At 61.4% G+C, this 12,815-nt stretch carries 10 protein-coding genes; 7 read left to right on the plus strand and 3 right to left on the minus strand.

Translation table 11 applies throughout. The features are described 5' to 3' along the window. The first annotated feature begins 8 nt into the window (after positions 1 to 8). Positions 9 to 425, plus strand: a complete 417-nt coding sequence (flbT, locus tag Q8O80_RS01120) for a flagellar biosynthesis repressor FlbT (RefSeq protein WP_305576038.1) — start codon at positions 9 to 11, stop codon at positions 423 to 425. Beyond that, positions 385 to 750 (plus strand): flagellar biosynthesis regulator FlaF, encoded by a 366-nt coding sequence (gene flaF / locus Q8O80_RS01125; RefSeq protein WP_305576040.1) that lies wholly within the window; start codon positions 385 to 387, stop codon positions 748 to 750. Before flbT ends, flaF begins: the two co-directional genes overlap by 41 nt. An 81-nt stretch (positions 751 to 831) precedes the next feature. Here the strand turns inward: flaF and Q8O80_RS01130 are convergent, their stop codons facing one another. From Q8O80_RS01130 to Q8O80_RS01140, 3 genes are all read right to left on the minus strand, one after another. Further along, the gene (locus Q8O80_RS01130) at positions 832 to 2,904 is read right to left on the minus strand and encodes a hypothetical protein (protein WP_305576042.1); all 2,073 of its coding nucleotides are present in this window, start codon (positions 2,902 to 2,904) and stop codon (positions 832 to 834) included. Between the two features lie 14 nt (positions 2,905 to 2,918). Further along, positions 2,919 to 4,802 carry a flagellar hook-associated protein FlgK gene (gene flgK / locus Q8O80_RS01135; RefSeq protein ID WP_305576044.1) on the minus strand — a complete coding sequence of 628 codons (1,884 nt, stop codon included), beginning with the start codon at positions 4,800 to 4,802 and terminating at the stop codon, positions 2,919 to 2,921. 70 nt (positions 4,803 to 4,872) lie between these two features. After that, positions 4,873 to 6,657: a flagellar hook protein FlgE gene (locus tag Q8O80_RS01140; protein WP_305576046.1), complete on the minus strand. Its 1,785-nt coding sequence runs from the start codon at positions 6,655 to 6,657 to the stop codon at positions 4,873 to 4,875. 227 nt (positions 6,658 to 6,884) lie between these two features. On the opposite strand from Q8O80_RS01140, the gene Q8O80_RS01145 reads away from it, so the two are divergent. From Q8O80_RS01145 to Q8O80_RS01165, 5 genes are all read left to right on the plus strand, one after another. Further along, the gene (locus Q8O80_RS01145) at positions 6,885 to 7,751 is read left to right on the plus strand and encodes an ATPase (protein ID WP_305576049.1); all 867 of its coding nucleotides are present in this window, start codon (positions 6,885 to 6,887) and stop codon (positions 7,749 to 7,751) included. 68 nt (positions 7,752 to 7,819) lie between these two features. Next, the gene (gene metA / locus Q8O80_RS01150) at positions 7,820 to 8,740 is read left to right on the plus strand and encodes a homoserine O-succinyltransferase (RefSeq protein WP_305576051.1); all 921 of its coding nucleotides are present in this window, start codon (positions 7,820 to 7,822) and stop codon (positions 8,738 to 8,740) included. 84 nt (positions 8,741 to 8,824) lie between these two features. Beyond that, complete coding sequence (locus tag Q8O80_RS01155; RefSeq protein ID WP_305576053.1) at positions 8,825 to 10,276, plus strand: YcjX family protein; 1,452 nt, start codon at positions 8,825 to 8,827, stop codon at positions 10,274 to 10,276. After that, on the plus strand, positions 10,273 to 11,295 hold the full coding sequence (locus Q8O80_RS01160) for a YcjF family protein (RefSeq protein ID WP_305576055.1): 1,023 nt from the start codon (positions 10,273 to 10,275) through the stop codon (positions 11,293 to 11,295). The genes Q8O80_RS01155 and Q8O80_RS01160 overlap by 4 nt, the downstream gene beginning before the upstream one ends. 223 nt (positions 11,296 to 11,518) lie before the next feature. Then, a complete protein-coding gene (locus tag Q8O80_RS01165) occupies positions 11,519 to 12,697 on the plus strand; it encodes an MFS transporter (protein ID WP_305576057.1) in 1,179 nt (392 codons plus the stop codon). The last annotated feature ends 118 nt before the right edge of the window (positions 12,698 to 12,815 follow it).

The following is a 12,815-nucleotide window of genomic DNA, read 5'->3' on the forward strand; positions in this document are numbered from 1 at the left end:
CATACCAAATGGCGCTCAAGGTCGAACTCAAGCCCGGCGAGAAATTACTGGTCGGCAATAGCATCATCACCAATTCTGATCAGCGTACGCGATTGTTTATTGCGGGCCGCGCACCAGTGCTGCGCGAAAAGGACATTCTCACCGCCGAAACAGCCAACACCCCTGCCAAGCGCATCTATCTGGCCGTGCAACTGATGTATATCGAGGACGATATCGGCACGACCCGCGATGCCTATTTCCTGCTGGTGAACGAATTTATCCTGGCTGTCCCCTCCGCTACCGAGCTTGTTAACCAAATCAACAACGAGATATTAACCGGACAGCTATACAAAGCACTCAAGGCCTCTCAACGGCTTATCGAATACGAACAGGATCTGATATCCCATGCACCAACAAGGCGCCCAGGCTTACCAACAGACCGCTAATGTCGTAGCATCGTCGCGTGAACGTGAATCCGCGCTGCTCATGAAGGCAGCCGCTGGCCTGCAGAAAATCAAGGACGAGTGGCCCGACAGCTACGATGACCTGAAGCCCGCGCTAACGTTTAACCGCAAGCTTTGGACAATTTTCGCTGCCTCGGTGACCAGGGACGACAGCCCGCTGCCCCATGACGTGCGCGAGAATGTTGCCAATCTGTGCATCTTTATCATGAACCAGACCCGCGAAGTGCTGCTGGAGCCACGGCCCGAAAAGCTGGAAGTCCTGGTGCGCCTGAACCGTCAGATCGCCTCGGGTTTGCGCGGCATGTAGCCCAGCCAGCCCCCGACATACCAAAAACCCCCGCATCACTGCGGGGGTTTTTGCTTGTGATCCGTGCTGGCTGGTGAGCCGCTACATATATTTTGACAGGCTCAGCTGGCTCACCATGGAAGTTACCTGATAGCTCGCCTGTAGCCGCGTCTGCAGCGCCAGGATTTCCATGGCCACGTCTTCCTTGCTCACCGTTTCCACATCGCTGAGCAGATTGTCCAGTTGCGCCTTGTAGTCGGTGTGCCGCGCTGTTGCGCTCTGCAGCCCGTTATGGGCCACCGCCAGTTCCATCGTCAGTATCTGTACCGAACCACGCTCGGCATTGTGCGAGGCGGACAATTGCGCCTGCTGCCGGCTGGCCATCGCATCAAATCGCCCATTGGCGCTGCGACGGTCGGCCGTGACGGCCTTTTCATAGTCAGCCAGGGCGGCAGCGCGCAGCGCTGGATCAGTCTCAGCCATGGCCGCCAGCCGCATCGGCTCACGCGAGGCAAGAATGTTCTCTTCGGTGGGGTAGGTCTCCACCGACAGGGAGGCCATCGTCCGCACCAGCCGCAACAGCCCCGATTCATTGCCTTGTATGCCGTAGGCAACGCGCGTGTTGTCATCAATCTGGGCGGTCACGCTCTGGCGTGGATTGCCCTCTGCCTCAATCGCCGCCTCGGACGCCACGACATTGAGCGCCTTGGCAAAATTGGCTGCGGTTTCAGTGGGGTCCGCGCCGATGGTAAATTGCCCCACGCCTGCCTTTCCCGTTACCGCCGTGAGCGTCAGGGTGCGCGTGATGGTGCTCGGCGCCGGCTCCTGCAGTGTTACCTCAACGGTCTCATCAGCTGCCAGGCCAGCGCCAAACGTCGCGGAGACCGAGCTGCCGGCAGTTGGCGTGGCGGCATTGTAGGTCGTATCGATATTGGCGGTATCAGCAGAGACGCCAGTGATCTTGAAGCCGTGCTGGGCCGAAACAGGAAAGTCCCCCGTCAGCGTGGCGGTATCGCCGAGCGAACCAATCTGCATGCGGCCCAGGCCTTCTGCGGCGACGGCGGGCGACTGCCCCTGATACCACATGACCGTATCAGTATGGTCAGCCACCCGCAGAGCGGTGGCGGTTGCCGGGTCGCCGTCCACCCGCAGCACTGGCTCGCCTGCACCGTTAAAGAAGTTTTCGGCGGCGGCGAAATTTGATGCCCCGGCGAGTTCGGTTTCACCCACAGCCACCAGTTTGGCGTTGAGCGCGGCCTGGAAGTTGGCGGCCGTCTCCCCCGAGTCGGCACCGATAATGAACTCATCCACGCCGCCATTTGACTCGGCAGCAGTGGTGGCCCGCAACGTGATCTGCGTCTCGCTACCGTCCGGCAGGGTGAAACCCAGCGTCACTGTCTGGCCTGACTGGATTTGCTCGGCCGGGTCAGGTTCAAAGGTGACGCTGAGGCTTTTGGCCGTGGGCGGATTGGTCACCACTGGCGTGGTATAGCTCAAGGCCGTGGCGGACGCGGTTGTGGAGATATTGGACAGTTTGAAGCCGAACGGATGCACCCCATCCTCGGTCAGTGTCACTACCGATTCTGTTGCAGGACCGGGGATCGCGGGATCCCCAACCAGCAGGGTTGAACCCAGGCGTCCCTGCCCGTCCAGCCCCGCATCAGCGGCCTTGCGCTCATTGAGGACGGTCTTGAAGCCCGCTTTGCCGCCCTGCCCATCCAGCAGCACATTGGTATCGGGGACCGGCGCACTGTCGGTATTGGTGCCGCCAAACAAATAGCGGCCCGCAACATCGGAATTGAGCAGCGTCACAATTTCATCCAGCCGCGCCTTGGACAGGCTCGGCAGCGTCGCCATGTTGATATTGTTGGTGCCGTACTGACCTTGCACCGTCGCGTTCCGGCCTTCGCTTTCGATTTTCTGCAGGCGCGTCATGGTCTTGTCGAGAAAGCTCAGGCGCAGATCAACCGTCGCGATATTGGCGGCAAAGCCCTCGATCTTGCCCAATCGGGAGCGCACCGACAGCGACAGCGGCAGATCGCGTCCCATGCCGGCAAGCGTCGAGGTCTTCATCCCCGTGCCCAGTTGCATTTGCAGATCAGCAAAGCGGCCTTGCATCTTGGAGATGACGCCGAAACCGGTCTGCAGCGGGAACATCGACTTGTTGACGATCATCTCACGCTACTCCTTCAAACCGCACCAAGCAGGGCATCAAGTAGTTCCTTGACCACCGAAACCACACGGGCATTGGCGGAATAGGCGTTCTGCAATTCCATCAGGCGGGCCATTTCCTCGTCCAGATTGACGCCATATTCGGTCTGCATCTGGTCCGAAATCGTGTCCAGCGTCAGTTGCCGGTCGTCCGCTTTGGTCAGGGCTGCATTGATGGTTGAGCCCTGAAAGCCGATCACCTGACCAATCACTTCACCCAGCTTGCCGGTCAGCTGGAACTTGTCAGCATTGGCTGCCGGATTGCCGCCAGAGGTGAAACTCATATTGGCAAGCTGATCGATGACGTAATTGGCCCGGTCGGCATCGCCCAGGGTGCCCCCGACTTCATGCTGCACCATCAGCTTGTTGTTGGCCACAACCGCGGAATTGACCGAAATTCGGGCTGCAAAGCCCTGCTTTTGCGGTGGATCACCATCCAGATCATTGGTGTAGGCCGCATTACCCTGGTCGACGAACAGATTGAACGCCAGGCCGGCGCCCTGCAGCCCCGTTGAGGTTGAGCGGACAGTGGCCGATTGGACATCGGTGTTTCCCACTGCGCCGTCATCGAGTATGCGCAGATTACCCGCACCAGTGCTGCTGATCGTCAGCCCGCTGAACTTGGCATTCAGCGCCGCTGCGGCAGCTGCGGCCGCAGCGGTCTTGTCGCCCGGCGGAAGGCTCTCTTCGCCCGACAGATCAATGCCGATGACACGCTGGCCCGAAGCATCCAGGTAATCGACCGGATCGGTCGAATTGACTACCCGCACCTGCCTGCTCACCCCGTTTTCCGAATAGCTGAACAGCACGTCATTGCCGGGCTTGAGATTGCTCAGATCAAGGTCAAAACCCGTGGCAGGTGTGACGGGAACGCCGTCGCTCGCCGCCACACCAGGGTTTTTCACTGTCGAGAAAGCAAGCGCCAGTCCCGACGCGATTTCGTCGAGCTGATCCTGCGCTTCGACCAGTGTCTTGTCCCGCAGCGTGACCAGACCGCCCAGTTCGCCGCCCTGCAGCACGCCCTGGGTTACCAGATCGATCGTCAATCCGGATGGCGTCGTCAGTGTCAGCTGGCCGACCTTGGTCTCCGACGACAGCGGGTCAAACACCGAGTTGGCAGAGAGGCTGCCAGCGCTTTCAAACTTGAAAGTCGATACGCCATTGTCAAGCAAGCCGACGCCCGAGCGGGTCATCAGCGCCACAGTCCCGTCGCCACGATAGTCAGCGCGCACGTCGATAAGCTCGGCCACGGAGCCGACCAGACGGTCGCGCTGATCGAGCAGCGATGCGCGGGCGCTGTCGGTCATGCCCAGATCAAGCATGCGGTTATTGACCTCGGCCAGCGAGTTCAGCATGCCGTTCATGTTGTGAACATCAGCGGCGATCTGCCCCTCGGTCTCCTGCCGCATTCCCTGAATGGTACTTGAGAGCCGGTTCAGGGTCTCCGCCATGGTCTGCGCCGACGCCACGGCGTTTGACCGCGAGGTATAGTCGTCGGGGCTGGTGGCAATCCCCTGCAGGGCGTTCTGCAGGTCGCTGAACAGGGTATCGAGCGACCCCGTCGATCCCGGCTTGCCCAGGAAGCCCTGCATTCGGTCGAGATAACTCGCCTGAATGGAGGAATTGGCAGTATCCGATACCTGCCGGTTATAATAGGTTTGCAGGCTGGAGTTGAAGGCGCGATTGGCCCCGATGCTGCGTGCATAAGTGCTCGATTGTGCATTGTAATCGACGACATTCAACGACTGCCGGTGATAGCCCGGCGTCCCCGAATTGGCGATGTTCTTGCTGACGAGCGCCAACGAATCCTGATTGACCCGCAGACCAGACACAGCGTTGGTAAGTGAAGTCGTCAGACCCATATCCTGGGGGCTCCTCAATCAGGAATTACGCCCGGGACACGCGGCCCCGAGCCTTACGAGCAGACCCGCCTCAGCGGATCATATTCAACGCCTCTTGCAGCATCTTGTCGGCCGCACTGACGATACGCGTGCCAGCTGCGTAGGCCTGCTGCGTGACAATCAGCTTGGTGAACTCGTCGGAAATGTCGGTGTTGGAAGCTTCCAACGCGCCACCGAGAATGCCGCCACCGGACATATCCAGAATGGCCTCACCCGATTCCGACGTCGACGAGAAGACGCCGCCATCCAGCCGCTTGAGCTGGTTGATGGCGCTGAACTGCGCCGTGACCACCTGCGCCATGTCGATACGTTCGCCATTCGAATAGGTGGCAACAACACGGCCGCTGTCATTGATGGCCACAGAGACGAACTCGCCGGCGCCATAGCCGTTCTGGTTGAGCGTCGACACGTTCACGGTGCCGTTGACATCAGCAAACTGGGAGACGCCATTGGTGTCGTGCTTGAGTTCGACATCACCAATGGCCACACCATTGATGGTCAGATTGGATAGAGTTGTCGATGTGATGCCGGGCGCGACCAGCGAGCCATCGGCGCCGAAGGTGTAGGCCTGGCCCGTACTGGTCCACATCGGCGAACCGCCCGTGGCGGAACTATCTGACATATAGAACAGGTTCCAGGTGTCGTTGCCGCCCGACGCGGCACTGTCGACCTTGGCCCAACGCATCTGAACGTTCGCCGGAGCGCCGTTTGATGCATAAACGGTGATGGCACCGCCAGCGACCGAGTTGGACTTGAACAGCGCGTCATCACTGGCAGCGATTGTGGTGATCGGATCACGAAGCGGCGCGCTCGAGGTGCTTGGATTGGTCAAGCCGACGTTTGTCAGAAGACCCCCGGTACCACCAGTAACCCTGAATTGGGCATGATAATCCACACCAAGATCAATGCTTAGCGCGCCACCAGCAAGCGTAACATTGGCAGTTGCCGCGGCCGGGCCACCGGACGAGCGCAGCGCCGCCTGCATCTCCGCCCGCACGGTCCCCACAGTGGCAGGGGCGGAGATATCGATGGCCTGATTGCCGGTCCCCGTCACAGTGCCATCATTGGTAAATTCAAAGGTGACGGCTGTGCCATTGACGTCCAGGCTAAGCGTGTCCCCATGCGCAAACCGAGTAGCGCTTTCAGCAGGGTCAGCGTCAGCCCAGGTAGCATTCGTGCCCGCCATCGAAGACGTGGTCGACGTCCCCGCATAGCCCGCGTAGTCAACCGCGTTGATCAACTCGCTATTGTAAACCGTTGCGTTATACGCGGTCGTCTTGGGCAATTGCGGCAGGTTGGATTGATAGTTGATCCTGTTGGTTTCCTGCGCCGGCAGGAAGGCATTGGAAAGCCGGATAACCTCAGGCACCGAGCCCGAAATATTGCCAGTCGTGGTATCGATCGGCAGACCTTTGAGATAGTAGCCGGCGCCGTTGACCAGCATACCATCCTTGTCGATCTCGAAATCGCCACGCCTTGTGTAGAAATTGGTACCGGCAAACACGGAATTGCCGTCCGACTGACCAACCTTGGGCTCAACCACAAAGAATCCGCTAGAGTTCAGCGCGATGAAGGTTTCATTTGACACCGTCTTGATGTCGCCCTGCACATCATTGGTCCCGCGCGACTGCGCCAGCACGGCACCAGGCACCTGACGCTTGATCGGCGCGTCGGGGATCAGGTCGATGAAATCGGTCTCGATACGCTTGTAACCCGTGGTCTGCGAGTTCGCGATGTTGCCCGAAATGTTTTCCAGGGCGTGCGCCTGAGCCCGAAGACCCGTCACTGCACTGGAAAGAGCGCCATAAATGCCCATGAGATACTCCGTAAGCCCCGTTGCGCCGTCCGACGCGTTCCCCTCCCTCAATGCAAGCGCAATGCCAACTCGCTTGGACGTTGAATTTATTGGCTAATTCAATAATCTGGGGTCCGATCACTCCCGGCAACCGGCAATAGAGTCCGGGCGGGCGGCACAAATTGCCGCCCGCTTGTGAAGCGGGGGCCGTTGCCGTAATGGAATTGGCCAGAGAATTGGGGCGTTTTATGCTGTTCAAGTCTGCCGACGAATTCATCAACTCGCCACGCCGGGCCGTGACGGTGTTCGGCATGGCCGGCGTCGGCAAGACGCGCCTGTCCGCCATGCTGCGGGCGTCGAACTGGTTTCACTATTCGGCCGATTACCGCATCGGCACCCGCTACATGGGCGAGGCCATTGTCGACAATTTCAAGCGCGAAGCCATGAAGGTGCCCTTCCTGGCCGAATTGCTGCGCTCGGATTCGATCTACATCTCCTCCAATCTGACCTTCGAAAATCTCGATCCGCTCTCGAGCTATCTGGGCACCCCGGGCGATCCGGACAAGCATGGCCTGCCGCTGGCCGAATACCAGCGTCGCCAGGAACAGCACCGCATCGCCGAAATTGCTGCCCTGCACGATGTGCCGCACTTTATCGAGCGCGCCAAACAGCTCTACGGCTATGACAATTTCATCGCCGACACCGGCGGCTCCCTGATCGAGGTGGTCGACCCCACCGACCCCGAGGATCCGGTGATCAAGGCGCTCGCGGGCTCAACTGCCCTGCTCTACATTCGCGGCACCGGCACGGACGCCGCCGAACTGATCCGGCGCTACAAGAAAAGCCCCAAGCCAATGTACTATCCGCCCCAGTTTCTCATCGAGAAATGGGCGGAGTACAAGCTGATCCACGGCATTCTCGACGACAATGATGTCGATCCGGCCGGCTTCGGCGCCTGGGGCTTTGAGGCCTTGCTGCATGACCGCCTGCCCCGCTACCAGATGCTGGCCGACAATTTCGGCTATGTCGTGGAGGCCTCGGACCTTGCTGTGGTTCGCGATGGCGATGAGTTTATCGATCTGATGGCCGCGGCGATCGAGCAGCGAATGCGCTAGCGCGCTTTCCACTTGGAGGCGCGCATCGCTTGCATTGCTCTGTGATCATCGCCAGCTAAGAGGCTGCCATGCCAATCCGAATTCCCGACAATCTGCCCGCCCGCAAGACCCTTGAGGCCGAGGGCGTCAACGTCATGGATTCCACGCGCGCCGCGCGCCAGGATATCCGCCCGCTCGAAATCGGCCTGCTCAACTTGATGCCCAACAAGGAGCGCACCGAAACCCAGTTTACCCGCCTGATCGGCTCGACGCCGCTGCAGGTGGAATTGACCCTGGTGCGGGTGACCGAGCATCGTTCCAAGAACACATCCGAAGACTATCTAAAATCGTTCTACAGCACCTGGGACGAGGTGCGGAACCGCAAGTTCGACGGCTTCATCGTCACCGGTGCGCCCATTGCCAATATCCCGTTTGACCAGGTGCGTTACTGGCCCGAAATGCTCGATATCATGGATTGGACGCAGACCAACGTGCACCACACCATGTTCATCTGCTGGGGCGCCCAGGCGGCTCTGCACCATTTCCACGGCACCAAGCGTTACCGCATGCCCAGCAAGGCCTTCGGGGTGTTCCGCCACGAGGTGGTCAACACCCGCTCGCCTTTCCTGCGCGGCTTTTCCGATGGCCCGATGATCCCGGTGTCCCGCTACAACGATATCGACCGCACCACATTGGGGCCCGATCTCGAAGTGCTGATCGACAATCCCGACATCGGCATCTCCATGCTCGGCGACGCCAGCCATCGTGCTGTGCACTTCCTCAATCATCTCGAATACGACAATCGTTCGCTTGCCGACGAGTATGACCGCGATATCGCCGCCGGTCTGGCGACCCCGCCGCCGGCCAATCTGTTTCCCGGTGACGACCCCACCGCCACCCCGGAAAACAGCTGGCGCAGCCATGCCCATCTGCTGTTCCAGAACTGGATCAACGAGATTTACCAGAGCACGCCTTACGATCTCGCCGAGATCGGCACCAAATCCTCCTAGCCGCCTCTGGCCCCGCCGCTTTGGCGGGGCCATTGAACGTGCCGCACAAATCCTTATCTTGCGGGTTAATCGAGAGACCAGCGCGTGGCCCAGACTCCAACGACCATTGTCGACGAATTGGGCATCGCCCTGGCCAATCTGGCCGACACGGCGACGGGGGCATTTACCCCAACGCTGCGCCTGGGCGTTACTGGGCTCAGCCGCGCCGGCAAGACCATCTTCATCACCGCTCTGGTGCACAATCTGCTGACCGGCGGCCGCATGCCCGGCTTTGCTGCCATGGCCGAGGGCCGTTTCATTGGCGCCCGACTGGCCGAATACCCCGACGCCACTGTGCCGCGCTTTGCCTATGAGCAGCATCTGCAATCGCTGACAGCCAAATCCCCGGTCTGGCCCGAGGGCACCCGCCGCATCTCGCAATTGCGCATCGTGCTGAAATATCAGTCCAAGCACTGGTATGCCGGCCTGCGCGGCCCCTCCACGCTCAATCTCGACATTGTCGATTATCCCGGCGAATGGCTGCTCGACCTGCCGCTGCTCGGCCTGAGCTTTGCCCAATGGAGCGCCGAAGCGCTGGAACGCGCCCGTCGCCCCGGTTCGGGCAAGGAGGCCACCCCGTTTCTCGATCTGCTCGCCGCCATTGATCCGCTCAAGGACGCCAATGACCCCGACGCCGAGCGCCTCGCCACCGCCTTCACCGACTATCTGCGGCGCAGCCGCGAGCATGGCGCCCTCTCCACCCTGCCCCCGGGACGCTTCCTGTTGCCCGGCGATCTCGAAGGATCGCCCGCGCTGACCTTCGCGCCACTGCCCCCGCCCGCACAGTCTGCGCGCAACGCCAGCCTCTACGCCATGCTCGAACACCGGTTCGAGGCCTATAAGGCCCAGGTGGTGCGTCCCTTCTTTCGTGATCACTTCGCCCGCCTCGATCGCCAGATCGTTCTGGTCGACACCCTGCGGGCGCTCAATGCAGGCCCCGCCGCCGTCGCCGATCTTGAGACCGCGCTGACCTCGGTGATCGGCTGCTTCCGCCAGGGCGAGGCCAATCCCCTGTTGCGCCCCTTCGCCCGGCGGATCGACCGCATCCTGTTTGCCGCCACCAAGGCCGATCACGTCCATCACAGCAGCCACGACCGGCTTGAGGCCATTCTCAATCGTCTGGTGTCCAATGCCAGCAAGCGTGCCCGCTTTGCCGGAACCCAGACCCGTTCCATCGCGCTGGCGGGTATTCGCGCCACCCATGAAGGTACGATTTCCGAAGCCGGACAGACGCTGAACACCATCATCGGCACGCCCCTGCAGGGCGAGGCCCTCGACGGGGTCACCTATGACGGCAAAACCGAGATCGCCTTGTTTCCCGGCGACCTGCCCGAGCGCCCCGATTCCCTGTTTGAAGATGGCAATCCCGTCGCCTTGAACTTCCTGCGCTTCGCCCCGCCGCAACAACTCGAGCGCAATGCCAGCGGCGATGTCATGCTGCCTCATATCCGCTTTGATCGTGCCATCGACTATCTGGTGGGAGATTGGCTCGCATGAAACGCCCCATTGCCCGCCCGACTGCCAACGCGAACGCCACTGGGACCGACCCGGCGCTACGCACCCCGCGCGCCTTTGCGCCGACCGCCGTGGAATTGACCGACAGCGATTTCGACCCTGCGCCGGACGAGACACTGCTTGCGCCGCCACCCAGGCCGATGGGCTGGCTGGGACGTCTGGCCTGGACCAGTGGTGGCGTGCTGCTATCGGCCGCTCTGGGCCTGGCCGCCGACCGGCTGATCCGCGATCTGTTTGCCGCCAATCCCTGGCTGGGCTGGCTGGGTCTGGGCGTGCTCGCCGGCTTCCTCGTCGCCGTGCTGGCCCTGGCGGTGCGCGAAGTCTTCGCCCTGCGCCGCCTGCTGGTGCTCGATGCGCTGCGCCGCGACGCGGCCCTGACCACGCTCGACAATGATCAGCAGCGCGGCCGGCACGTCGTTGACAAATTGGTCGCCATCTATGGCGATCGTCCCGACCAGGCCCGGGCCCGCCAGACCGTCACCGACCACCTGCCTCATTTATTCGACGGCCACGAGATCATCGCCATGGCCGAACGCAGCCTGATGGCGCCACTCGATGCCCGGGCCAAGGCCCTGACCGCTGCGTCAGCCCGGCGCGTCGCTCTGGTCACCGCGGTCTCGCCGCGCGCCCTGATCGATATTGCCTTCGTGCTCTATGAGAGTGTCCGGCTCGCCGGGGCGATTGCCGCGCTCTATGGCGCCCGCCCAGGCCTGTTTGGCTTCTGGCGGCTCACTGGTGCCGTTCTGACCCATTTGGCCGTCACCGGCGGCCTGGTGCTCACCGATGGTCTGGTTGAGCAACTCGTCGGCCAGGGCCTCGCCGCCAAGCTCTCGGCCCGTCTGGGCGAAGGTGTGGTCAATGGTCTGATGACTGTGCGGGTCGGCATCGCCGCCATGCGCGTCGTCCGCCCCCTGCCCTTCGAAACCCAGCCCCAGCCGGTGGTGCGCGACTTTATTCCCGAATTGACCAAACTGGCCACTGACAGCGCAAAGACCACCTAGAACGTTCTGCCGTTTCAGCAAAACGGTGAAACCCAAGGCCCATTGGCCCGCCAATTGTAGGCATGAGCAGCTGTTGCGACACACTTGATGAGAGCATCAATCAGGTCTGCTACACGCGCCGCCCGCAATTGCTTGACGGCAACCTGCAACTGAGGTCTTGCGTTGCGCGTCGGGCCGAGTCACCAAGGATGCTGGGCAGTGATTTGCCCGGAGTCCTGCTTGCATGTCCCTGCTCCCTTCGCGCTTTGCGAGCCCTGAAGCGCGCGCCTCATTCTTTCAGTTTACCGTCTACCTTCCCGGCGCGGTCAGCTCGGTGTTTCTTGGCATCTGGCTGAGCGAGCACGGGCTGCCGGCCGACCAGATCGGCATCGTCAACGCCATCCCCATGCTCTGCCTGCTGGCGCTCAACATGGTGATCGGCCGTATTGCCGATCGCGCCAAGGACTGGCGGAGCGTCATTCTCGTGCTGGCCATGGTCGGCGGCGCCGTGCCGTTCGGCCTGTTTTTCGTCAACGAGTTCTGGGGCATCATGCTGGTCTGGGCCCTGGTGACCATGACCAATGGCGCCATCCCGCCATTGATCGACGCCGCGTCAGTACGCATGACGCGGCGCAACGGCACTGATTTCGGCGTCGTGCGGGCCTGGGCGACGGTTGGCTATGTGGTGGGCGCTGGTGGCATTGGCATGCTGCTCATGGTGTATGGCGCGGGTGCCTTCGTGCCGCTCTTTGTGGCCATGTCGCTGCTGCGGGCCGGGTTGAGCCTGCTATTGCCCCGGTTTCGCGCGCCCGATTATGCCAAGACCCTGGCGGCGGCTCTGCCGCCCACCCGGCTCAAGGATTCGCTGCACCTGTGGTTCGTGCTGCCACTGGTCGCCTTTGCGCTGATCAATGCCAGCCATGCTCTGATCGGTGGCTTTGGCGCATTGCTCTGGCACGCGAACGGCATTCCCGACTACTACATCGGTCCGCTATTCGCCATTTCGGCTGCGGCCGAGGCCGTCATCATGTTTGCCTGGCGCCGCTTTGGCGGGCGTATCACCGCACGCAACATGATTCTGGCGGCATGCATCGCCTCGCTGGTGCGGTTCACTGCCATGGCCTTCAACCCGCCCGTGGCGGTGCTGTTCGTCGTGCAAATGCTGCACGCCGTCAGCTTTGGTGTCGGCTATTTCGGCGTGGTGCACTTCATCGCCAACTGGACCGACGAGTCCAATGCTGCCGAAGCGCAGGGCTTCGCCAATACGCTGCAACAGGGCACGGCAGTGCTGTCGCTGGCCGGCTTTGGCTGGTTGGTGGTGCAATTTGGCAGCTATGCCTTCTTTGCTTCCTCGGTCCTGGCCGTGCTGGGCATTATCTGCGTCCTGATCTCCCTGCGTATCCGCCCGCCCAAGGACGCCTAGGAGCGTTTTCAGCAAAAGCGACACCACTCTGGCGTTCGAAACGCGACCACCCAAAGACCTGAAACGATTCTGCCGTCTCAGTGAAACGGCGAGAAACTCCAGCAAACTGCGCCCAGCA

The organism is Devosia sp. (assembly GCF_030689745.1).
In the GTDB taxonomy this organism is placed as follows: domain Bacteria; phylum Pseudomonadota; class Alphaproteobacteria; order Rhizobiales; family Devosiaceae; genus Devosia; species Devosia alba.

Bases quoted from the DNA above. Each gene is read 5' to 3' on its own strand.
- flbT (WP_305576038.1), top strand. From the start codon at position 9: ATGGCGCTCAAGGTCGAACTCAAGCCCGGCGAGAAATTACTGGTCGGC.
- flaF (WP_305576040.1), top strand. From the start codon at position 385: ATGCACCAACAAGGCGCCCAGGCTTACCAACAGACCGCTAATGTCGTA.
- Q8O80_RS01130 (WP_305576042.1), bottom strand. From the start codon at position 2,904: ATGATCGTCAACAAGTCGATGTTCCCGCTGCAGACCGGTTTCGGCGTC.
- flgK (WP_305576044.1), bottom strand. From the start codon at position 4,802: ATGGGTCTGACGACTTCACTTACCAACGCTGTGTCTGGTCTGCGGGTC.
- Q8O80_RS01140 (WP_305576046.1), bottom strand. From the start codon at position 6,657: ATGGGCATTTATGGCGCTCTTTCCAGTGCAGTGACGGGTCTTCGGGCT.
- Q8O80_RS01145 (WP_305576049.1), top strand. From the start codon at position 6,885: ATGCTGTTCAAGTCTGCCGACGAATTCATCAACTCGCCACGCCGGGCC.
- metA (WP_305576051.1), top strand. From the start codon at position 7,820: ATGCCAATCCGAATTCCCGACAATCTGCCCGCCCGCAAGACCCTTGAG.
- Q8O80_RS01160 (WP_305576055.1), top strand. From the start codon at position 10,273: ATGAAACGCCCCATTGCCCGCCCGACTGCCAACGCGAACGCCACTGGG.
- Q8O80_RS01165 (WP_305576057.1), top strand. From the start codon at position 11,519: ATGTCCCTGCTCCCTTCGCGCTTTGCGAGCCCTGAAGCGCGCGCCTCA.